Consider the following 23,061-nt stretch of genomic DNA (forward strand, 5'->3'; position numbering starts at 1 on the left):
TATAGAATCGTTTTTATACCCTGGCAGGGTTGGAGGGCCGAGGTAAACTGCTTTAGACAGCAGTAGGGGCTTGGCATGGTATAGCTGGAATTGCTTATCCGGCTGGCTAAAGAGGCTCAGCCGGTTTTATTAACTGTCAGCTGGGCTGGCAGCAGCTGGAGACCTGGGCTGGGCAGGGCTGGTTGGCAATGGGTTGGCAATGGCCGGAAAGGGATTCAGGGGCTTGCGTCACAATCGACCGGACACCGGAAATGAATCACTTGATGGTGCCCTTAGGGGGGCCGACAAATCATAGCCCTTTACGCCCTTCTCTGCTTTTATTTACCGGTAGAATGGGGTATACTTAAGAGGTAAAATGCCTATTTTAGATACATTTATAAACATCTTTTTAAGTGCGGTTTTTTATATTGAAAGGAGAGGAGACTATGCAAGTGTTTGAAAACAAGCCGGGAGTCTGGGCCAAGAAGGCGGTAGCCTTTTTATTAATTGGCTTTTTACTCCTAGGTTCTTTTCCTGTGGAAGCCTTGGCCAGTAGCTTCCGCTACCATGATATTCCCAGCGAAAAGTCCAATTATATCAATGCCATGCCGGTTGACCGGCCGGCTAAGCTGGGAGCAGACCCCACCAGCCAAGCAGCGGCCAATGAGCAAATTGCTGATCCGGCCTACCCCAAGACCTATACCATTAGGGGGAACTTTAAAGTCCAGCGGGGGGACCGGCTGGAAACCAACTACCAGCCCTACATTGCCACGGTTGGTGATGAAAATCTGGTGACTGCAGCTGATAAAAAGAAAGTGAACCACCTTGAAAAGCTCCCTGAGTTGGATGGGTATTCTCGGCCAACACCAACCCTGGATGTGAACTATAAGTTCATCAAGGACAAGGCCCTGGCAAACGGGAAAAAAGTTGAGACCAACCCCAAGGACCCTATTTTTAACCAGGCTTTAGTCGCAGACCATGACTTTAAATATAAGTCTATCCAGGTGCCTATAACGATTAAGCACGTCTTTCAAGACCTCTACGATAAGGAAAAGTACGGGCCGAGACCAGGGGACAATGAACCCATCACCAGGGACCAGTCCGGCCAGGTGGGCCATGATATGGTGGTGACGCCACTAGACCAAAACGAACGACTAGGCTTTGAGCCTGAGGCCAATGTAATCACCGTCCGCGTGCCTGAAAACCCCAGAGACTTTGTCGTGGAATACCGGTATAACCGGGCGAAGTTTAACGTCTCCTACGACACTGCCGGCGGGTCAGATATTCCGGCCCGGGTCCTCTACTACGGGCAAACCATTCCTCAAGTGCAAGAACCGACTAAGGTTGGGGCCAAGTTTATGGGTTGGAAGGCCTCCCACGCCTTTATCTACAAGGACGCAGGCGGCCAGGCTGTTACCGTCAAGGCAGGGGTCCCTATTGCCAATAAAAAATCTGAATTTAAAGACGCTATGCCCGCCCACGACCTGACCTTTACCGCCGTTTGGGAAGACAACCCTCAGGCAGACTATACCGTCCTCTACTATACTGAAAAGCCTGACCACGACTTTGGCAGTAAAAATCCGGCCAACCTTCGGGAAAAATACGACTTCGTCGGGGCCAGGGTCATGCCAAATGCCCCTACCGGCTCTCAACCAAACTTGGAAGACCTCCTGCCCATCGGTGTAACCTTCCCCGACTTAGAGGGGAAATCGGCAGAGGTAGTCGCCAATAAAGAGGAACTAAAAAAATACTACACCTACAATGCCGATTTAACGAAGACCGCCAACGCCGTTCGAGAAAACAAGGGAGACGGGACGGCTGCCCAGGTCCAAAAGAAGGTCTCTTCTACGGGGAAGACCGTCTATGAGGTCTACTATGATAGGACCGTTTACACCTTAATCTTTGAAAAAATTAATATGTCTAGTAGGTTTAAATCTTTTGATCCAGAGATTACGGTATATGATAAAAAAACAGGTAATATCACCGTTTACGATTATAAGAATGGAAGTCCAGACCATGGCAATGAGCCCTACTCCATAACCGCCCGCTTTGGCGAGTCTTTAGCCAACAAGTGGGTGAGAGACGGGGATATGGGGGATGATTATACCAAAAACATCTTTAAGGGCGAGAAGATGGCCTATATCTCCAAAGGGTACCCAATCAGGAGATATTCACAAGGTTGGTGTATTAATAAAGTTAAAGGCTTTATCTATCGAGATACCCCACCCTATCGGTTGACCAAGGGCGAGTTTATCGACGTGGACAGGACCCTTACCAGCCCGTCTAGAGAAGATACTTCTGGTCAGCCAATATCCTATGCGGGTACAAATATTATTTCCATGGGCATTGCCGTGTCAGACGCGAACCAGTTTATGCCCCACCATGTGGACTTTCAGCTGGAGGATATAGACGGTGTCTTCCGCTTCCACCCGGAGCTCTACTACTGGAAGTCAGATACCAATAAGGACTATTCTTTTCCCGCACCAAGCCTTAAAGGTTTTACAGAGCCGGGTAAGCAAAGATCTGAAAAAGAGCTAACAGAAATAACTCTAAACGCAAAAAACAATGGTAGAGAAGAGGGTGAAAAGACCCCCTTTGCCTTCCAAGCAACACTTAATAAGAGTAATTTTTCTAATAATAATGGCTACATTCCCTTTAGGTACACCCGCAATGCCTACACCCTAAACCTAAACGCAGACCCAAGCCAGGTAAAAGAAGACGCTGCCTATACAGGGAAGCAATTTGCCGACGGGTCTCCTCAAAGTCAAGCCGTTAAATACCAAAAGCCTTTGAAAGACTTAACCCTTCCTGTCCTTACCCAGGCTGATGAACCTCAGTTTGTCAAGGACGCACGGGCAAAGGGCATAGAATACAGGTTTAAGGGCTGGGCCCTGGACCCTTCCGGGGTGAATTTTGTCCAAAAGGCTGTAAGAGATAAAGACGGATCTGTGAAATTAGTCAAAGACCCTAAGGCCAAAGAAACCATGCCTGACTACAACCTGACCTTCTATGGGATCTGGGGCGAGGAAGAGCCGGACTGGACCATTTCCTTTGACCCCAACGGCGGCACTTTGACGGAACTGGAACCGGAATACGTCGCCACCCACAAGGAAGGGGAAGAAGTCGAGACCACCATCGGCAAAAAAGACTACAAAATGCCCGAAATCGTCACTGAAGACGGCTACGACAGGAACCAACCGGGCAAGGTCCAAAAGGTCAAAGTTGGCCACCGGCTCACCATTAAAGAGCCCTCCTGGAAGCCGAAGCGGGAAGGCTACGACTTCCTCGGCTGGGAATTAGTTCGTAAAAAAGAAAACGGCACTGTGGACACCAAGTATAAAGATACCTACGGCGTACCGGAACTCTACGCCTTCCAAAACGAAACCGTCGCCGACGCCTACCTTAAGGCCATCTGGGTGTCTAACGAACTCGTCCCCATCAAGGCCGTCCACCACTTCTACGACCAGACAGGCAAGGTGGAAAAAAAACGGAAGGAAGAAAACCTGCCGGCTAAGCGGATCAGCTCATACACCTCTGCCGTCGCCACCCAGCAGGGGGCCAAGTACCTGGTCCTCAAGCATGATGATAAGGTCAATGAGCTGGAAGGAAATGCCGAGTACGAAGGTATTCTAGATAAGTCCGGCCGGAGAAACGCCTATTTCCAAACCATGCGGGTAGCTGACCCCTATTTGGAAACCGGCGAGAAAAACCCGGACGCCTTTAACGAATTCCACTTCTTCTACCGGGAGTTTAAGACCCGGAAGTACAAGGTCAACTACTTTGATGACCGAATCAAGGGAATTACCAACCCCACCGAAGACCAGCTACAAACCTATCGGATCATCAACAAAGCTGAGCCGGAACTGGTAGAAAACGGCAACCGCCACTACGATGCCCGGAACTACCGCCACATTCCCGGCTGGAAGCTGGTGAGCGATCCCCAGCAGCAACTCTTCTTTAACCTAGATGAAGAAGGCAACTTCTTAGGCATTAATGATACAGGTAAGGATGAAATTGCCTTCTATTACCAAGATGTCCGTGTCATTGAGCGAGACGATCCTAAGGCTGTTACCCCGGAAGGCTACCACCGGGTGATCTTTAAAATTGACCCGGACAAGCAGGGGGGTAACTTCGGTTACGAAAAGGACGAACAGGGAAATTATAAGAAGGATAAGGACGGCAATAAGATTCCAAGACTTCAAGTCGTCTACGACGTGATTGACGGTTTGTATTCCGACAATGTCCCTGTGCCTAAGGTTTTAGGCGAAGGGGAAACGGAACAGGCGGACAAAGTGTATATCAACGCCGACCCCGGCAAAAAATTCCTCTACTGGGATAATGCCAAACTCTTTAACGAAAAAACCGTCATTGGCCGGAACTACGAATTTACCGCCTACTTTAATTGGGCCGGCCTGCAAATTGACCCCTTGGTACGGACAGAAGCCTTAACAGATGTGAACGCTTTCGCTCCCACTGTAGATGACCTAAAAGGCGCCCTCTCTTGGGTCAAAGATGGCGTCAAAGGCCCCCTGCCGGCTGGTGTCAATGTCACCATTAATGAAAGCCCTGACGAGATTTACAATAAAGTCAAGGAACTTGGCAAGTCCGATTCGGTTGAAGACTTTAGAGAAGTCAATATATCCGCCACCGTTGACTACGGCAACGGGTCTCAGCAGGCCATTGAAATACCGATTAGGGTTTATAAAAACCGGTATGAAGCCTTAACCACCGGCGAAAAGCCCAAGTACCTGGTCGATGCGGAAAAAGTTGCCAGCCAAGAAGAAAAGGACAATGGTAAAAAAGACGGCGACCTCGTGGACATCTTAAAGGACGCCGGCGGCAAGTACGTCAAAGTCACCGTCAACCCCTCCGGCAAGCAGGGCGACAAGGATGCCAAGGTCTACTACGTCAACCCCAAGGCCTTGGTGGATATTCCTGAAATCACCTTGACCGATGAGGAAAAAGCCAAACTGGGCTTTACCCATTGGACGGCAAGCAATAAGGAATACAATGAAGGAAATAAAGAAAACGGCGTCTTTAAATTTAAGGACGGCGATAAGGCCAAGCGCTACCGGTTCACCAAAGATACTGTCATAACGCCCGGCTTTGCCCAGGATGTCGTCGAACAAACCGACCCCAACAAGAAGCCGCCGGTCCCCGAAAACTATGTTAAGGTTATCGTCAAGACGACGGACAAGGCGACGGATGCGACTCAATTTGAAAAGACCTTCTGGGTCAATGCAACCAAGGAAGTTGCTATCGAAGGAATAACCAATCCTGCAGGCAAGGCAGACCAAGATCTCGACCTTGGTGGAAAGACTGTAAAAGCCGACTACCTCTTTAAAAACTGGCAAAAGGTCCAAGCCGGCGAAAGTGACGCCGCCCTTGCCGATGTCAACCCGCCAGTAACGGTCAAGCTGGATAAACACCACTTTACCGACAAGGTTACCGTCATCGAAGCCAACTACAAAAAGTCTATTAAGGCGGCAGAAATTGCCGACCCCTTAAAGACAAGCCCCCTCCACACCCCTGAAGGCAAGACCCTTGAAAAGCAAGACTATATCGAAAAAATCACCCCCCAAAAAGGCAAGACGATTCAAGATATAACAATTGTTGAAGGGGCAGATACGTCTCAACCAGGTGATAAGACCGCTAAAGTTATCGTCACCTATACGGATGGCTCGACAACGGGAACAAATGAAAACCCTGTTAAGATTAAGGTTACCGTCCACGAAAAAGTTATTCCTGCAAAACCAGGCGGAGAAAGACCCGACGGAGCAATGGAAAACTACGTCAAAGTCAACTTTGTCGCAGGCACAGATAATGGGAAAGCGGCAGGCGTTCTTGAAGGAACCACCAGCTACTATGTCAGCCCGGAAGTTGACGTCAACTTAACGGATAAAGCGAAGAGCATTACCAAAACCCCGGCGGTTGGTTACTTGACGCAAGAAACCGAGCAATGGACCAATGCCAATGGCGATCCCCTCGCCTTGACTGGCAAGTTTACCGAAGCTGAAACCACCTTTATCTATAACTTCGTCAAAAACGACGACATTATCGAAAAGGTATCCGGTAAACCGGAAAACCCGCCGCAAGGCTATGTTACCGTCATCTTTACTGCTGGCGAAAATGGTAGCATTGAGGGTGGCGATAAGACCTACTACGTTAACCCCAAGGCTGGGATTAAGCTAAAAGTCTTAGGCGACAACGAAACGGCCGGCGATAAAGAACTGGCTGTGCCGACACCGGTTGCCGCTACCAACTACAGCTTTGACAAGTGGGTGGAAAATTTAGATCTGACGAAGGCCATTACTGGTAACCTCAAGCACGTCGCCCACTTTAGCAAGGGCAAAGTCACCCTAAGTTATAAGGCCGGCAGCGGCAGAGGAGATGCGCCGGCAGACCAAAGCGTCAATATTGGCGATACCGTCCAACTGGCCAACCAAGGCAGCTTGACAAAAGACAATGCCGAATTTGCCGGCTGGAAGTTCGACGGTGACGACACCATCTATAAAGCCGGCGAACGGATTTCCCTGACTGAAAGCAAAACCGCCACCGCCCAATGGACGCCAGTCAAACACACCGTCAGCTTCGACAGCAAGGGTGGAACAGAGGTAGCCAGCCAAGAAGTGGAACACGGCGGCACACTCCAAGCCGTTACCAAACCCACTAAAGACGACCTAGTCTTTATGGGCTGGAAAGAAAAGGGTAAAACAGGCGCTGCCGACCCCTACTTTGATCTAAACGCTGCCATTACTGAGGACAAGACCCTGGTAGCCATCTGGCAAGCACCTGTCCAAAAAATCGGCGAAAACGATCCAGTAGAAGCACCCTTTATCAAGGTGACTTTTAACCAGGGCGACCACGGTAGCTTGAAAGTTGCAGAGGCTACGCAAGCAGCCTTCTCCTATAAGGTTGCCAAGGACCTTACCTTTGATGACGCCCAAGCCAAGGGTATGGCCGTCCCCGCCATCGTTCCGGCCCAGTACTACAAGGCGAAAACCGAAAACAGCGGCTGGGACCAGGCCTTAGCCCTTAACAAGGCAAACATCGACTTCATCGCCCAATATGCCCCTGAAGCCGACGTCATTCCCATCAATCCGGACATCACGCCGGACGAAAAAATTGACGAAGACCGGCCGGAAGGTATGGTTATCGTGGAATTCGTGGTCGATGAAGAAAAGGCCTTTATGACCGAGAGGTCAAAATTCTACGTGGCGAAAGACAAAGAAGTCACCTTTAAAGCCCCGGTGGCCTACAATAAGGTCAAGGGTTTGGAGTTTACCGGTTGGGAAAATACTCCCCTTGACCAAGACGGCAAGTTGACCAGAACCTTTGCCCAAGATACCAAGATTCCGGCTAAAGGCATGGCCATGCCGGAGCTGGAAATCAAGTTACCGAATGCCGGCGAAGTAGATGTTCGTATCCTTAATGACTTGAAAGGGGCAACCGGCAAACTGGAAGTGGTCACCAATGGCCAAAGTGAGGTCATTGATAGCAAGGAAGTTACGGTGACCATGAGACGAGGCAGAAGAAAAGTAACCGAAAGCTATAGCTTGTTTGAAATAGGTCGGCCCCTCCAGTCCGGTGAGCTTATCCGCTACTGGGCTGAGAAAGATGGCATCCGATCTGGTATGAGAGAATTCACGATTAAGTAAGGAGGATACTTTGATAAAGAAACTATTAGCCTTTGGGCTAGCCTTTGCCCTCTTGGCACAAACCCTTGTGCCAAGTCTGGCCTGGGCCGGTAATGAGAATCCACCTACAAAAGCGGTGAATCAGCTCATTACGCTAGGAAAGCTGGATAGCAAAAATTACCCCAAGTTGGACAATAGGACCATACTAGAGATTCAACGACAGGCGAGAGATCAAAGAAAGGCTCCGCACAGGCAGCAGGGTGCCGGTATGTTGGGGGCAGACAGCCCCTATCTACCAGGTCAAAACCCGACTGATGCGGACAAGGCCGCAGCCTATGGTAATGTCCATGTTAACTTTGCCACTGAAGGCTTAACGAACAAGGGCGTGATGCAGCCCTTCCAGTGGAAAGAAATTTTTGGTCAAGATACCAACGGCAAGCCCAGCAAGGCTAAGATCATCTTTCTACAAAAAGATGCAACGACTAATGCTGAAATCAACCGTTTTATCCTGGAAATTGACCAAGCCGGTAAGCATACCTGGACCGACCAGTATGGCAAGCCTGCCAAGCTCCCCCTCTACTCGACGGCACTTGAGCCTTACCGGTATGAGGTGGCCTTGGACTACCAGACCTCTGATAAGATTACCTTTTTAACCATGGAAATCGGGAAGAGCGATAGTAAAGCCACTTTTAAAAAAGATAGTGACGGTAAAATCGTTGCGGATATCCCCTTAAGCATCACCTTGGGGCAAGTGGCGTCGACGAAATTTACCAGCGAGTGGAGAACGAGCGTTGAAGAAGCTGATCGCCCGCCGGTAGAAGGTTTGTTTGATAATGATGCAAGCAAGGGGGATATTGCTGATGAAACAGGCTTCTTTAAATTCCCGAAGAACGATACTGGTAAAACCATTCTAAGAAACGATGAAAAACCAATTGATGAATACAATGGCTTTGACGAGTTCTACGGGAATGACCTAAGGACCGTCCCCATCGTTAAAGTCGTAGAAGGATTTGACCTTGATACCGATTCAGCCACCTACACCCTAGACGAAGCGAGTAAAACCATCACATCACTTGATGGTAAAAAGTTCAAATACGACTTCGCCTACGATGTCATCAATGGCGGTAAGCTGACCATGACCGAAGTTATCCCGGTGACCTTCGATGCCAACGGCGGCACCTTTGGCCCGGGTGCCGAGCAGAAGGTCATTCAAGAGGTTGAGTATGGTCAGGATGCAAGCTCTGTTGAATCACCAACGCCTACAGAAGGAAAGACCTTTATTGGCTGGGGGGATAGACCGGACGCTACAAATCCTGTTGATCAAGAAACAGCCTTTAAAGGCATCACCGGTGCCAAAACCTTTTATGCCATCTATACGGAAGACGTTATTGAGCAACCGGGGAAAGATAAGCCGGGCAATGTCCCCGATGGTCACGTCAAGATAACTGTTCAGCTAACGGACAAGGCAGAGGTCAAAAATGACCAAGGCGACCTCTTAACGGGCGAGGACTATAACAAAGCCATTACCCGGATTTTTTGGGTAAACCCGGACAAACAAGTTACCCTTCCGGTAGCCAAGCCAGCGGGAAAAACAGTTCCGGTTTCAGAAAGCAACCCGACTGAATATCGCTGGGATTTCAAAAATTGGACATCAGATGAAAAACCGTCTAGAGCCTGGACCACTGATATTGACCAAGGTATTAAAGGACAATTTGAGGCAGCGGAGACACTTATTACTGCCAACTATGACCAAGTCATTATCGATAATGGCGACTTAGTCGCTGGAGAGATAACGGTTCCGGAATCCTTTAAGACAACAGATGACGCTTGGATGAATAACTTTGTCCCAAAGGCAGATGACTTAAAAAGTCTGGTTCAATTAAAGGGTACTGATGGGCAGGTTGGTCAGTTACCAAGTGATGCTACCTTTGAATTTGTTCTAGGCAAAAATAGTTCCGGTCAACCATACGGAAGCCTTGATGAGGAACTCTACGACAAGTTAAAGGAAAAAGCCAATCCAAAGGACGAGCCGACCCGCAGAGAGACTGTTCAGGCAAAAGTAACCTTTAAAAACGGTCAAGTTAAAGAAGTAGCCATCCCTATTCAGGTGGTTAAAAACATCTATGAAGCCAAGACCTTAACAGAAAAGCCCTACTATGTACCTGATGGCTACGTCAAAGTTACCGTGAATCCGACGACAAAAGCGACGGACCCGCAAAAGACCTACTTCTATGTCAATCCGAAAGCCAAGGTTGTCATCCCCGGGAAAGACCCTACAGGTAAGGACGATAACGTCTTCCTCAAATGGACCCAAAAGGCCGATGGGTCGACGAATGAACCGACGGATATTACCATTGCCGGGGATGTACGCAATCAATTTAAGGTTGCCACGACGATAACGGCACAATACGTTTCTGATGTCATTCCTCAAAAAGGAGACAAGAAGCCCGGTAACGTACCGGATACCTTTGTGAAAGTCACCCTTGTGCCGACCGATAAGGGAACCTTAGAAGGACCCCATGTCTTCTGGGTCAATCTGGACAAGGCGGTGACCATCCCTCTTGGGCAGCTGACGCCCAAAAAGGGATGGACCCTTGACAAATGGACCACCGGTGAAAACCGGAAGGTCATTGATTTAACCAGGGCACATACCTTTACTGAGGCGGAAACAGTCATCACCGCCCGGTACAGCTATGACCCCCAGGCCATTAAGGACCTGGAGCCGCAAAAAGTACCGGTGCATACTCCCGAAGGTAAGACACCAAGTCCGGAAGATTATAAGGGGAAAATCACGCCTCCCGACGGTAAGACCATCGCATCGGTTAAAATTGTCGAAAATCCAGATGTAACAAAGCCCGGCGATGCTACTGCTAAGGTCATCATTACCTACACCGATGGGTCCAGTATCGGCAGCCAAGAAGACCCAGTGGATATTCAAGTTAAGGTTCATGAAAAAGTCATCCCCTCGCCTGACGGCAAAAAACCGGAAGGGGCCTTGGATAATTATGTCAAGGTGATTTTTCAAGCCGGGACAGGCGGGTCTTTAGAAGGCACCCTGACCTACTATGTCAGTCCGGAAGTGTCGGTGGATATGACCGAACAGGCCAAGACCATTAAGAAAACCCCTGCTGTTGGTTACCTGGCCCAGGCCGGTGAGGCTGAAACATGGACCAATGCAGAGAATAAGACCCTGCAAGGGACCTTTACCGATAAAGAAACCATCTTCATCTATAACTTTGTGCCAAACAAGGATATTATCGAAAAAACGCCGGAGACGCCGGATCAGCCGGCAGGCTATGTGACGGTGACCTTTAGGGCCGGTGACAAGGGCCAGCTGGTAGGGCCGGCGGGTCAAGAGACGGCGGTTAATGAAAGAGTCTTTTACGTCAATCCCAAGGCCGGCATTAAGTTGAAGGTCTTAGAAGAGGGCGAGCAAGCCGGCGAAAAAGAATTAGCTGTGCCCAAGCCCCTGGCCGAGGAAAACTACGGCTTTGACAAGTGGGTGGAAGACTTGGATTTAACCAATCCGATTACCGGCAACCGAGAGTATGTGGCTCACTTCAAGCTGGGTCAGGTTACCCTCACTTACACAGCCGGTGAAGGCACCGGGACGCCGCCGGCTAAGGTCACCGCCAAGCATGGGGCTACCGTCCAATTGGCCAATGCTCCGGGCCTGAGTAAGGTTAACGCAGTCTTTGCCGGCTGGAAACTGGATGGCGAGGACAAGGTTTACCCGGCCGGTGAATCCATCGTCCTGGATCGGGACCGGACGGCCACGGCCCAATGGACCCTGGACAAGGATGTCATCCCCCAAGAGGGGACTAACAAGCCGGAGAACGTGCCGAATACCTTTGTAAAGGTCACCTTTGTTCCCACGGACAAGGGGAACTTAGAAGGACCAAGTGTTTTCTGGGTCAACCCGGATAAGGCAGTGACCATCCCGGTGCAGACGCCGGTGGGCAAGCAGCACTTTACCTTTAAAGAATGGAAACTTGGCGGGGAAACTTACCAGCCGCGGACACCGAAGACGTTCAAGGAAGATACCACCGTTACCGCAACCTATGTAGAAGCGGCAGACATTATCCCCTATGATCCGGCTGAGCCTATGACTAAGCCTGATGGTTATGTTCGGGTGAGCTTTGCCGCTCAACCGGGGCTCAGCCTGGAAAATATCCACCACTACTATGTGAAGAAGGGTGCCGGGATTACCCTGGGCCATGCCGACCTGGTTAAGCCGGGGGTTCAAGCCAGTACCGGTTATATCTTTACGGATTGGGATACAGCGGATACGATGCTTGTCGATAAGGATATGACCGTTACCGCCTTGGCTCAGGCCCTGCCGGATGTCCAGGAAAAAACCGAGGACCAACCCGATAAACCGGATCCGGCCTATGTGACCGTTACCTTTACGGAAGATAACAGCGGGAACGGCCAGGTGACCGATAAGGTCTACTATGTCAACCCGGACAAGTATGTCCGGCTGATGCCGCCAACAGGGGCAGACATTCAACCGAGTGTCGGCTATGTATTCGGGGCCTGGAGTCAGGATGCCCGACAGGCGACCAATTACAGCAAGGATACCACCATCACCGCCTCCTTTAATAAAATTGGTGATGTCATCCCCGAGAAGGACGTCGCCCAAAAGCCTGACGGCTATGTGACTGTCAGCTTTAAGATTGCCGGTGGAGGCGGGGAGATTAAGGCCGGCGAGACGATGGCCTACTATGTGAACCCCGCTGCTGAAGTCAGCCTAGAGGCGCCGGCGGTATCGGCCGCTACCGGCCATGCCTTTGATACCTGGACACCGAACCCGGCTGCGGCCCGCCAATATGCAGAAGATACGACCATTATAGGGACCTTTGCCGGCTACCCGGATATTGTACCCGGCAAGGATGAGGGCGGCCAGCCCAATGTTAAGCCGGAGGCCTATGTCACGGTGACCTTTGTGACCGGCAGCCTGGGCCAGCTGGAAGGGGAGACGGTTTATTATGTCAACCCGGATGCCGGCAAGGTCCTAGGCGACCTGACCAAGCCGACCATAAAGGCCAAGAGCGGGGTCAAGGCCAATGGCTGGAACCGGAAGGATTCTCTGGCCATCGTGGAGGACCTGATTGTCGTGGCCGAGTATGACTTTATCCAGGAAAAACCCCAGCCCGGTGGTGGCTCCGGCGGCAGCTCAGGCTGGATTATTCCTCCACCGAAGCCGGACAAGCCTGAAGTCCATCCCGGGCCCAAGCCTTCTGAATCAGACTTGAACAAGGCCGACCACTACCAGTACCTGATCGGCTATCCGGATGGGACCTTTGCCCCCAACCGGGGCATGACCCGGGCGGAAGTGGCTACCATGTTCACCCGGCTCCTAAAGGACCGGCCCATAAAATGGAAGAAGTATGATGCCGGCTTTAGTGATGTCAAGCAGGGCGACTGGTACGCCAATACCGTTGGTTATGCGGTCCAAAAGGGGATTGTCACCGGCTACCCGGATGGGAGCTTCAAGCCCAACCAGCCCATTACCCGGGCTGAGTTTTCGGCCATTGCTTCCCGGTTTGCAGCCCTGACCGATGAAAAGGAAATTACCTTTATTGACCTGGGCGCAGACCACTGGGGCTACCGTGCCATCCGGCTGGCTGCCAGCCATGGCTGGATTTCCGGCTACCCGGATGACACTTTCCGGCCGGACCGGGCCATCACCCGGGCGGAAGTGACCTCCATCACCAACCGGATGCTGAACCGGTACGGGGACTTGGTCTGGATCGACAGCCATCCGGACCTCATCATCCATTTCTCCGATGTGGCTCGGACAGACTGGTACTATGAACCCATCATGGAAGCCACCATGGGCCATGACTTCACCCGGGACGCTGATGGCAAGCATGAGCACTGGACCGGGATCAATTGGAAGAGCTTTATTTAAGGGGCCTTCAAATCCCCTGAGGGATTACCCTGGCCCCCGACCAAGAGGTCAAAGACAAGGCTCCCGCCTGCGAATGCCGCAGGCGGGAGCTTTTTTGCTTTGTTGGGGTGGCTTGCGCTTCATTTCTTATCGCATTATGCGACACCAAGACTTTTAATATTCAAGGTGGTTCATATCGGTCAGAAAAAACGGCGAATATTCAATGCAAGAAGTCAGGAAAGTATTAAAAAGCAGGTGGAAGACATACCACGGCTATTGTTCTCTTCTATCGGCAGATTATCCTATACAAGGGCATCACTTACCCTGCCTACAAAATGGCCTGTCAGAGAAGAAATGAATTTTAATGAAATGTCGGCTAGGGGTACGCTCAAGCCCTAGAAGGGGATAGCTATGACCTGGATGATGGTTTTGATCCGCTTGAAGAGGACTTACCGGATTCTAATGCGGATTTGGGGTAAAATGGCTATAAATGAAATGCGGATTTGAGACGGGTTTGTCGCTAAGTAAAAAAGAGCTATACCTAAGGGCTGCGTGATGCAGGCCTGGGCATGGCTCTTTTGCTATTTGTCTGTGCTTTAAGCGAATGTCTGCCGGCGGGCTTTTTCTTCCTGTAATTTTTCTGCCATTAAGGCGGCCAGGGCTTGGACGTCTTGGTCGGCCAGGGCTTCTATATAGGCCCCGCGGTCTTCCTTGGAGATGATGACCGGGGCGGGGAGGTCCCGCATGGATAAAAATAAGAGGAGGAGGCGGCCTGTTCGCCCGTTGCCATCGCTAAAGGGGTGGATTCGTTCAAAGTGAATATGGCTGTCGGCTAAGATATGGAGAATGTCCGCTTCAGAATGGGCGTTGGCCAGTCGGTGGCTGGTATTGTCAACCCATTGTTGGACCAGGTAGGGGACTTGGCCGGGTGGGGCCGTTTGGAAAGTGGCGCCGATGATGGCGTTGTCAGTTGACTTGAAATGGCCGCTATCTGCCTGGAGTCGGTCAGTTAAGGCGGCGTGTAGGGACAGGATAAGGGAAAGGGAGAGGGGGGCCTGGTCATCTAAGGCATCAAGCAGAAGCCGGAAGGCTTGTTTGTGGTTATCTATTTCGTAAAATTCTCGGATACTTTTGTGGCTGCCGGGCAGACTGCTTTCCAAGATAATAACTACCGTTTCCGGCAGGGAAATGGTATTCCCCTCCAGGGCCGTTGAGTGGTGGGCCAAACGGACGAGGATATCACTAAGGTATTTTTGGCTATACATGGACGCCCCTCCTTCTTTTGTTGGCCTTATTATAGCACATTCTGACCCTAAGCCTTTAGGCGGTTTTCCCTTAGGCTACATTGCTGGGGCGGGTTTGGCCGGATGAAAAAGAGCCCGATAGGGCTCTAGCTTTCTGTAAGTGGAGGCGGGTAAGTCCTTGGCCCCTTTACTTGCCGCTGAGGACCTCGGTCAGGATGGCGCAGCCCTGGCTGAGGTCTTCTTCGCTGATGGACAGGGGCGGGAGGAGGCGGACTTTGTCTTTGGCGGTGAGGACCATGAGGCCCTTGTCCAGGCAGGCGGCCAGGACGTCGGCGGGCTTTTGGTCTTTGAGGGTGAGGCCGATCATGAGGCCCAGGCGGTCGATTTTTTCGATGGACGGACAGGGGGTCAGGCTGTCTTCAAGCAGCTGGCCCTTGGCTTCGACAGCGGCCAGGAAGGCGGGCTGGGCGATCCGGTCGACCATGACTTTGGCGCCGGCGCAGGCGATGGGGTTGCCGCCAAAGGTGGACCCATGGCTGCCGGTGGAAAAGTGGTCCTTGAGGGCGGCGGTGGTCAGGCAGGCCCCGATGGGGAGGCCGCCGCCCAGGCCCTTGGCCAGGGTGATGATGTCCGGCTGGATGTCGTAATGCTGGTAGGCGAAGAGCTTACCGGTCCGGCCGATGCCGGTTTGGACTTCATCGACAATGAGGAGGAGGTCCTTATCCCGGCAGAGGGCGGCCAGACCCTGGAGGTAGGCGCGGTCCAGGATATGGACGCCCCCCTCCCCCTGGACGCACTCGACCATGACGGCGCAGGTGGCGGGGGTGATTGCGGCTTCCAGGACGGCGAGGTCATCGGGGGGAACGTAGCTAAAGCCCGGCAGGATAGGCATGAAGGCTTCATGCATAGAAGGCTGGCCGGTGGCGGACAGGGCGGCCATGGTCCGGCCATGGAAGCTATCGGTCAGGCTGATGATATCGGCCCGGCCGGGCCCATGGCGGTCAAAGCTGACCTTCCGGGCCAGCTTGATGGCACACTCGTTGGCCTCGGCTCCGCTGTTGGCGAAGAAGATGGCGTCAAAGTCGGTTTGTGCGGTCAGGGTTTGGGCCAGGGTGGTGGCCGGCAGGGTGTAGTAGAGGTTAGAGGTATGCTGGAGCTGGCCGGCCTGGTCGCTGACGGCCCGGACCCATTCGGGGTCACAAAAGCCCAGGGCATTGACGCCGATGCCACTGGTAAAGTCGATGTAGGTCTTACCGTCCAGGTCGGTGGCGGTGGCGCCCCGGCCCCGGACCAGGACGGCGTCATAGGGGGCGTAGACAGGGAGCATATGGGCATGGTAGCTTGCTTTCAGGGTTTTGGTATCCATAGGGACCTCCTAAATAACCATGGTACCAATCCCGTCATCGCTCAGGAGTTCTAAGAGGATGGCGTGGGGGAGGGTACCGTCTAAAATATGGGCTTGCTGGACGCCGCCGGCCAGGGCGTCCAGGCAGCAGTTGATCTTGGGGATCATGCCGCCTTGGATAATGCCGGCGTCGATGAGGGCAGGGACGTCTTTTTGGGAAAGGACGCTCAAGAGGCTGGCCGGGTCGGACCGGTCCTTGAGGACGCCCAGGACGTCTGTCATGAGGATGAGCTTTTGGGCGCCACAGCCGGCGGCGATGGCCGCGGCGGCATGGTCGGCGTTGACATTGTAGACGTCGCCGGCCGGGCTGCCGGCAATGGAGGCCACGACCATCATGTAGCCGGCGTCCAGGCCGTCATGGAGGATTCGGCAGTTGACGGATTCAATATCGCCGACATAGCCCAGGTCCACCGGGCCCCGGTGCTTTTGGGCCTGGAGGAGGCAGCCGTCTAAGCCGCAAATGCCCAGGGCCTGGCCACCGGCGGCACCGACCGCCCGGACCAGGGTCTTGTTGACGCCGCCGGCCAGGACTTCCTGGGCCACCTGCATGGTGGTGGCATCGGTGACCCGGAGGCCATCCTGCCAGGAGGACTGGTGGCCGATGGCCTCCAGGGCCCGGTTGATGAAGGGACCGCCGCCATGGACCAGGACCAGGCGCATGCCCATGAGCTGGAGCAGGAGGAGGTCACTCATAACCGACTGCATGAGGCTGGTATTGACCATGGCCCCGCCGCCGTACTTGATGACGATGGTTTTCCCGGCAAAGTCCTGGATATAGGGGATGGCTTGGACCAGGACTTCGGCCCGGGTTTGGGGATCCAGGCTGCCGGCGCTAGACTTCATAGGCGGCATTGATATCCACGTACTTTTCAGTCAGGTCACAGCCGTAGGCCTCTGCCCGGCCATCCCCCAGGCCCAGGTTGATGACGAGGGTAACAGGTGTCTGCTCAAAGAGGGGGCTGACTTCCCGGCGGCTCAGGCCGGTGGCCCGGCCCCCTTGGCAGACGGTGGCTGACCCGGCAGGGGTCTCCAGGCGGATATCAATCCGGTCCGACCGGATGGGGGCGCCGCTGTAGCCACAGGCGGCGATGATTCGGCCCCAGTTGGCGTCGCCGCCGTAGATGGCGGTTTTGACCAGGGGAGAGGTGATGACCGACTTGGCGACGGTCTTGGCGTCGGCTTCGGTCGGGGCCCCCTGGACCTGGCAGATGATGAGCCGGGAGGCCCCTTCGCCATCGGCGGCGATGGCCTTGGCCAGGTGGATGCAGAGGGCCTCCAGGGCGTCGGCAAAGGCCTGGTAGGCCGGACCTTGGCTTTGGATTTCAGGTGCGCCGGCCAGGCCGGAGGCCATGATGGCTACGGTATCGTTGGTAGAGGTGTCGCCATCGACGCTGACCATGTTAAAGCTACGGTCTACAGCGGCCTGGAGGGCCTTTTTCAGGAGGGCCGGGCTGATGGCGGCATCGGTGCTGATGAGGGCGTGCATGGTCCCCATATTGGGGTGGATCATCCCGCTGCCCTTGGCGATGGCACCTAGGGTAATGGTATGGCCCTCCCGGCTGTAGCTGAGGGCAGCCGCCTTGGGCTGGGTATCAGTGGTCATAATGGCCCTGGCACAGGCCGCACCGCCGGCCTTGGACAGGGCGGCGGCCAGGTCCGGGATGGCGGCGGCTACCGGGGCCAGGTCCAGGGATTCGCCGATAATCCCGGTCGAGGCCGGAAGGACCTCTTCAGGGGGGCAGGCCAGGGCTTGGCCCACAGCGGTGCAGATGCCCTCGGCTACCCGGTAGGCGTCCGGGGTGCAGCAGTTGGCATTGCCACTGTTATCAATAAAGGCCCGGGCTTGGCCTGAGGCCGCATGGGCCCGGCAGAGGGTGACGGTATCCGATTCCACCAGGTTTTTGGTAAAGACAGCGGCGGCGGTGGCGGTTTTTTCGCAAACAATCAGGGCCAGGTCCGGGCTGCCGTCGGCCTTGATGCCGGCCGATCCGGCTGCAGCGGTAAAGCCCAGGGGACTGGTGATGGTCCCTGCTTCTATCCAGTGGTGCATGGTATCCCTCCTAAAAGGCCGGTGGCAGGTGTAAGAGGCCGGTGGTTTCCGGCAGGTCGAAGATGATGTTCATATTCTGGATGGCCTGGCCGGCTGCCCCCTTGACCATGTTGTCAATGGCGGAGACGGTGATGACCGTATTGGTGTGGGGGTCAAAGTGGACCGAGACATCACAGAGGTTGGAATAACGGACCGAGGCAATATTGGCCACAGCCCCTTCAGGTAGGACCCGGACGAAGGGCTCATCGGCGTAAAATTGCCGGTAGAGGTCGTGGAGGGCCTGGGCGGTCCGGGAATTGGCCAGGGTCATGTAGCAGGTGGCCAGGATGCCCCGGTTGACCGGGATCAGGTGGGGGACAAAGGTCACCTCGGTGATGTGTCCGGCCAGTTTGGTCAGGGTCTGTTCCATTTCCGGGGTATGGCGGTGGCTGGCAATCTTGTAGGGGTGGCAGCCTTCGTTGATGACCGGGAAGTGGGTGCTTTCGGTCAGCTGGCGGCCGGCGCCGGTGATCCCGCTTTTGCAGTCGCAGGTGATGGGGTAGTCGACCAGCCAGTGGTTGACCACCAGGGGGGCGACGGCCATGGGGACGGCGGTGGTGTAGCAGCCCGGGTTGGCCACCAGCCGGGCCCCCTTGATGGATGCGCGGAAAAATTCCGGCATCCCGTAGACCGCTTCAGCCTGGAGGGCCGGGTCTTCCCAGCGGTGGCCGTACCATTTTTCATAGGCGGATTCACTTTCGAGGCGGAAGTCGGCGCCGAGGTCAATGAATTTTTTACCGGCGGCCAGGGTCTTTTTGGCCAGGGGCTGGGAAAGGCCGGCCGGCAGGGCGGCAAAGACCACATCGGACTTGTCGATGACCTCGTCTTCGCCGGTGCAGACCACATCGGTAAACTGCTCATAGGCCGGGTAGACCTCGGCCAGGCGCTTGCCCTCATAGCTGACCGAGCTGGCCCCTGCAATGGTGACTTCCGGGTGGTCCAAGAGCAAGCGGGCCAACTCGGCGCCTGCATAGCCGGTTGCTCCAATAATTCCTGCTTTAATCATAAGTATCCTCCTTATTTGGCACGCTTGCCGGTTGCTTTAATAGGTATTGGGTATATTATACACGCGGAATGAATAAAGTCAAGCAAAAGTTGAATAAATATACATTTCTATACAAGAAATAGACCGTCGGTTGATGGGCTTTTTGCCCCGGCCCGGAGGTCTATTTTTCTTTTCCGGGCAAAAAAGGCGGAAAAACCCGATATTTAGGCATTTTCGGCCCGGCCCGGCCGGCTTATACAAATAAGAATTTCAAATGGTTGGCAAAAGGTTCATTTTTAGGTCCTTACCAAGAATTTGCCGGGGCCGGGAGGGGTCTTTACATGGCTTTGTTATAGTTAAATACGTTGGGTGATAAAATTTATAAGTATACTGGCAGGTGTCAGTGTACCCAAACTTTTATGAGGAGGAAATCAAATGCTGGAACTTGTTCATGTTGAGAAGTCTTATGATCGTAATCCGGTCTTGAAGGATATAAATTTAAGCATTGATGATGGCGAAATTGTATCTATCTTAGGGCCGTCCGGTTGCGGCAAAACAACTTTATTGAATATTATTCTAGGTATCACCCCCATTACATCCGGGAAGCTCATCTACAACGGGACGGATATCACCAAGTTACCGATGGAGAAGAGGGGCTTTAACATTGTCTTTCAGGACTACGCTCTTTTCCCCAACCTGGATGTCAAAGGCAATATCCGCTATGGCTTGAGAAACAACCCCAACATCTCAACCCCCCAGGAAGTGGAGGACCTGATTGACCTTTTAAATTTGAGGGAACACCTGGATAAATCCATCCACCAGTTGTCCGGGGGCCAAAAGCAGCGGGTGGCCCTGGCCCGGACCATGGTCATGAAGCCCAAGGTCCTGCTCCTGGACGAACCCCTAAGCGCCCTGGACGGGATCATCAAGGAACAAATTAAGGAAAGAATTCACACCATTGCCAAGCAGTTCCAATTGACGACCATCATCGTCACCCATGATCCGGAAGAGGCCCTGACCCTGTCCGATAAGGTCATCATCTTAAGCGATGGGCGGGTGGAACAATACTCATCCAGTCAGGATATTATTACCAATCCGCAGACGGACTTCGTTAAAGACTTCATTATCCAGCAGTTACAGGTCAAGCGGAGCAATATCATAGGCCTTTTTGACGAACGTGCTGTTTAAGAGGGGCTTATGAAGAGAAAAATTACCATACGGCTATTAGCTGTTATCTTTATTATCTTCTTTGGTCTGGCCCTCTTCTATCCCATGTTGGTCGCCTTCATGCGGGCCTTCATCGCCGATGGCCAGCTGAGTCTGGACCACTTCCGGGCGGTTTTTGACAAGATGCCCATTGGTGAGGTCTTTATGAACTCCTGCCTGGTAGCCCTGGCGGCGGCCTGCCTCTCCGTCTTTTTGGCGGTGAACCTGGCCTATGCCATCAACTACACCCGGATGAACAAGCAGCTCAAGAAACTGAGTGCCATTGTGGTCATGGTCCCCATGCTCCTGCCGACCATTACCTATGGCTTTGCGATTATCTATTCCATCGGGAACCAGGGGATGGTGACCCGGCTTTTTGGGGTCGATGCCCCGAACTTTTACGGCTTTTCCGGCCTGATGTTGGGCTACACCATCTACACCCTGCCGGTGACCTACCTCATGGTCAACAATGCCATGAAGTACATTGACAGCAAGTACATCCTGGTCTCCCGACTCATGGGCGACAACAAGCTCAAGACCCTCTGGATTACCCTCCTGGTCCCCCTGATTCCCAGTGCCATTTCGGCCTTTATCCAGGCCTTCTTTATGTCCTTTACGGATTACGGGATTCCATCTTATATCGGCGGGAATTACGAGGTCATTGCCACCACCCTCTACAACCAGATGCTGGGGACCATCCCCAACTTCAACCATGGGGCGGTGACGGCCATCTTCATGCTCTTGCCGGCGATTTTAAGCATGATTTTACTTTACTTCTTAGGCCGGGACGACATTGCCTATGAGTCGGTCCAGAAGATGGAGGTCGAAAAAAATACGCCGCGGGACGCCTTCTTTAGTTGCTATTCTGTCCTGCTCATGCTCTTTATCCTGGTTATTTTTGTACCTATCTTCATTGTGCCCTTTACCCAGTCCTGGCCCTATAATATGGGCTTCACCCTGGACCACCTGGCTTCGGCCTTCAAGGACAGCGGGGTTATGCGGTCCTACCGGAACTCTATTATGATTTCCGCCATTGTGGCCGTTTTAGGGACCCTCCTGGCCTACCTGGCTGCGGTGGCCACGGTTCGGAGTAACCTGAACAAGGGGATTAAGAACGTTATCAACGTCCTATCCATTATTTCCAATACCATTCCGGGGATGGTGCTTGGTCTGGCCATGTTGCTGGCCATTAACGGAACCATCCTCAAGGGGAGTTTTATCATCTTAATTGTGGCCAATATCGTCCACTATTTCTCCACCCCCTACCTGACCCTGAAAAATACCCTGGCCAAGTTATCTCGGTCCTGGGAAACGTCAGCGGCCCTTATGGGGGATACCTTCCTGGATACGATTGCCCGGATCATTACCCCGAACATTCTCTCATCCCTCTGGGAAGTGGTCAGCTACTACTTCATTAACTCCATGGTAACGGTGAGCGCGGTAATCCTGCTCTACTCCACCAGAACCATCCTGATTACGACAAAGATTAAAGAGCTCCAATACTACAACAACTTCAACGAGGTCTTTATTTTGTCCATCATGTTATTCCTGACCAACGTACTTGCCCGTGTCGTCTTTAACTACCTATCCGAAAGAAAGAAAGCAAAGGGAGGAAATGCAGCATGAAAAAGAAATTAGTGGGGATTTTACTGTCCCTGTCTTTACTGGTATCCCTGGCCGCCTGTGGTGGTGGCGGGAGTGATAAGGTCATTATTTACTCCAATGCCGATGAGGAAGCCATCCAGGTGATTGAAAATGTCTTAAATGAAAACGGCTATGAGGGCCAGTATGAAATCCAAACCTTCGGGACCTCCGAGCTGGGCGGTAAGCTCCTGGCTGAAGGGACGGACATTGAAGCCGATATGGTGACCATGTCCTCCTTCTACCTGGAAAGTGCCCAAGATGCCCACGATATGTTTGTGGACTTCACTTGGGATGTCAACACTGAAAAAGAAACCCCGAAATACATTGCACCGCTGACCGCCCAGGAAGGGGCCATCATCGTTAACGAAAAAATGGCTGAAGAATCCAACCTGGACCTGCCCAAGTCTATTAAGGACCTGGCTGACCCCAAATACCAGGACCTCCTGGCTGTGGTCGACATCGATTCCTCTTCTACCGCTTGGCTCATGACCCAGGCTTTAATTGAAACCTACGGGGAAGAAGAAGCCACCGATATCTTAGCCGGCATTTATAAAAACGCCAACAACCACATCGAGGCCTCCGGGTCCGGCCCCTTAAACAAGGTTGCCAGCGGCGAAGTGCCCCTGGGCTTCGGTTTACGCCACCAGGTCTTACAAAAGGCCAATGAAGGCATCCCTGTGAGCATTATCGATCCGGAAGAAGGGAACTTCACCCTGTCTGAATCCCTGGCCATCATCAAAAAAGACAACCAGGAAAAAATCGATAAGATGCAGGAAATGACCAAGCTCATCATTGAAAAAGGCCGCCCTGAAATTCAAAAGGTCTACCCGGGCGTCCTCTATCAAGGGGAAACCGCCCCAGCCGGCCAGGAATCCAATAACTTAAAGACTTTCTCCAAGCCCTTAACCGCAGAACTCTTGAAAGAACACCAAGACCTGTCTACCAAGGCTAAGGGGTTGGCCCAAGGTAAATAGGAGGA

Annotated in this window: 10 protein-coding genes; 5 read left to right on the plus strand and 5 right to left on the minus strand. The window is 52.9% G+C overall.

Annotation, left to right across the window (positions count from 1 at the left end):
• Positions 1–425 precede the first annotated feature (425 nt).
• Together ACKQTC_RS00140 and ACKQTC_RS00145 are read left to right on the plus strand one after the other, a co-directional pair.
• On the plus strand, positions 426–7,637 hold the full coding sequence (locus ACKQTC_RS00140) for an InlB B-repeat-containing protein (protein WP_408976425.1): 7,212 nt from the start codon (positions 426–428) through the stop codon (positions 7,635–7,637).
• A 247-nt stretch (positions 7,638–7,884) separates the two neighbouring features.
• Entirely contained in the window at positions 7,885–13,530 is a 5,646-nt protein-coding gene (locus tag ACKQTC_RS00145; RefSeq protein ID WP_408976426.1) for an S-layer homology domain-containing protein, read from the plus strand.
• 575 nt (positions 13,531–14,105) lie between these two features.
• On the opposite strand, the gene ACKQTC_RS00150 is transcribed toward ACKQTC_RS00145, so the two are convergent.
• From ACKQTC_RS00150 to argC, 5 genes are all read right to left on the minus strand, one after another.
• Complete coding sequence (locus ACKQTC_RS00150) at positions 14,106–14,774, minus strand: Fic family protein (RefSeq protein ID WP_408976427.1); 669 nt, start codon at positions 14,772–14,774, stop codon at positions 14,106–14,108.
• 166 nt (positions 14,775–14,940) lie between these two features.
• Positions 14,941–16,119 (minus strand): aspartate aminotransferase family protein, encoded by a 1,179-nt coding sequence (locus ACKQTC_RS00155; protein WP_408976428.1) that lies wholly within the window; start codon positions 16,117–16,119, stop codon positions 14,941–14,943.
• 9 nt (positions 16,120–16,128) lie between these two features.
• The gene (gene argB / locus ACKQTC_RS00160; protein ID WP_408976429.1) at positions 16,129–17,001 is read right to left on the minus strand and encodes an acetylglutamate kinase; all 873 of its coding nucleotides are present in this window, start codon (positions 16,999–17,001) and stop codon (positions 16,129–16,131) included.
• Positions 16,991–18,208, minus strand: coding sequence for a bifunctional glutamate N-acetyltransferase/amino-acid acetyltransferase ArgJ (argJ, locus tag ACKQTC_RS00165; protein WP_408976430.1), 1,218 nt, complete (start codon positions 18,206–18,208; stop codon positions 16,991–16,993). Before argJ ends, argB begins: the two co-directional genes overlap by 11 nt.
• Before the next feature lie 10 nt (positions 18,209–18,218).
• Entirely contained in the window at positions 18,219–19,253 is a 1,035-nt protein-coding gene (gene argC / locus ACKQTC_RS00170; RefSeq protein ID WP_408976431.1) for an N-acetyl-gamma-glutamyl-phosphate reductase, read from the minus strand.
• Positions 19,254–19,667: 414 nt separating this feature from the next.
• Here argC and ACKQTC_RS00175 point away from each other — a divergent pair, with 414 nt between their 5' ends.
• The 3 genes from ACKQTC_RS00175 to ACKQTC_RS00185 are packed head-to-tail and all read left to right on the plus strand — an operon-like array spanning position 19,668 to position 23,056.
• On the plus strand, positions 19,668–20,420 hold the full coding sequence (locus ACKQTC_RS00175) for an ABC transporter ATP-binding protein (protein ID WP_408976432.1): 753 nt from the start codon (positions 19,668–19,670) through the stop codon (positions 20,418–20,420).
• A 9-nt stretch (positions 20,421–20,429) separates the two neighbouring features.
• The gene (locus ACKQTC_RS00180) at positions 20,430–22,064 is read left to right on the plus strand and encodes an ABC transporter permease subunit (RefSeq protein ID WP_408976433.1); all 1,635 of its coding nucleotides are present in this window, start codon (positions 20,430–20,432) and stop codon (positions 22,062–22,064) included.
• Positions 22,061–23,056 (plus strand): extracellular solute-binding protein, encoded by a 996-nt coding sequence (locus ACKQTC_RS00185; RefSeq protein WP_408976434.1) that lies wholly within the window; start codon positions 22,061–22,063, stop codon positions 23,054–23,056. The genes ACKQTC_RS00180 and ACKQTC_RS00185 overlap by 4 nt, the downstream gene beginning before the upstream one ends.
• Positions 23,057–23,061: the final 5 nt, after the last annotated feature.

It is taken from the genome of Peptococcus simiae, from assembly GCF_046097595.1.
In the GTDB taxonomy this organism is placed as follows: Bacteria; Bacillota; Peptococcia; order Peptococcales; family Peptococcaceae; genus Peptococcus; species Peptococcus simiae.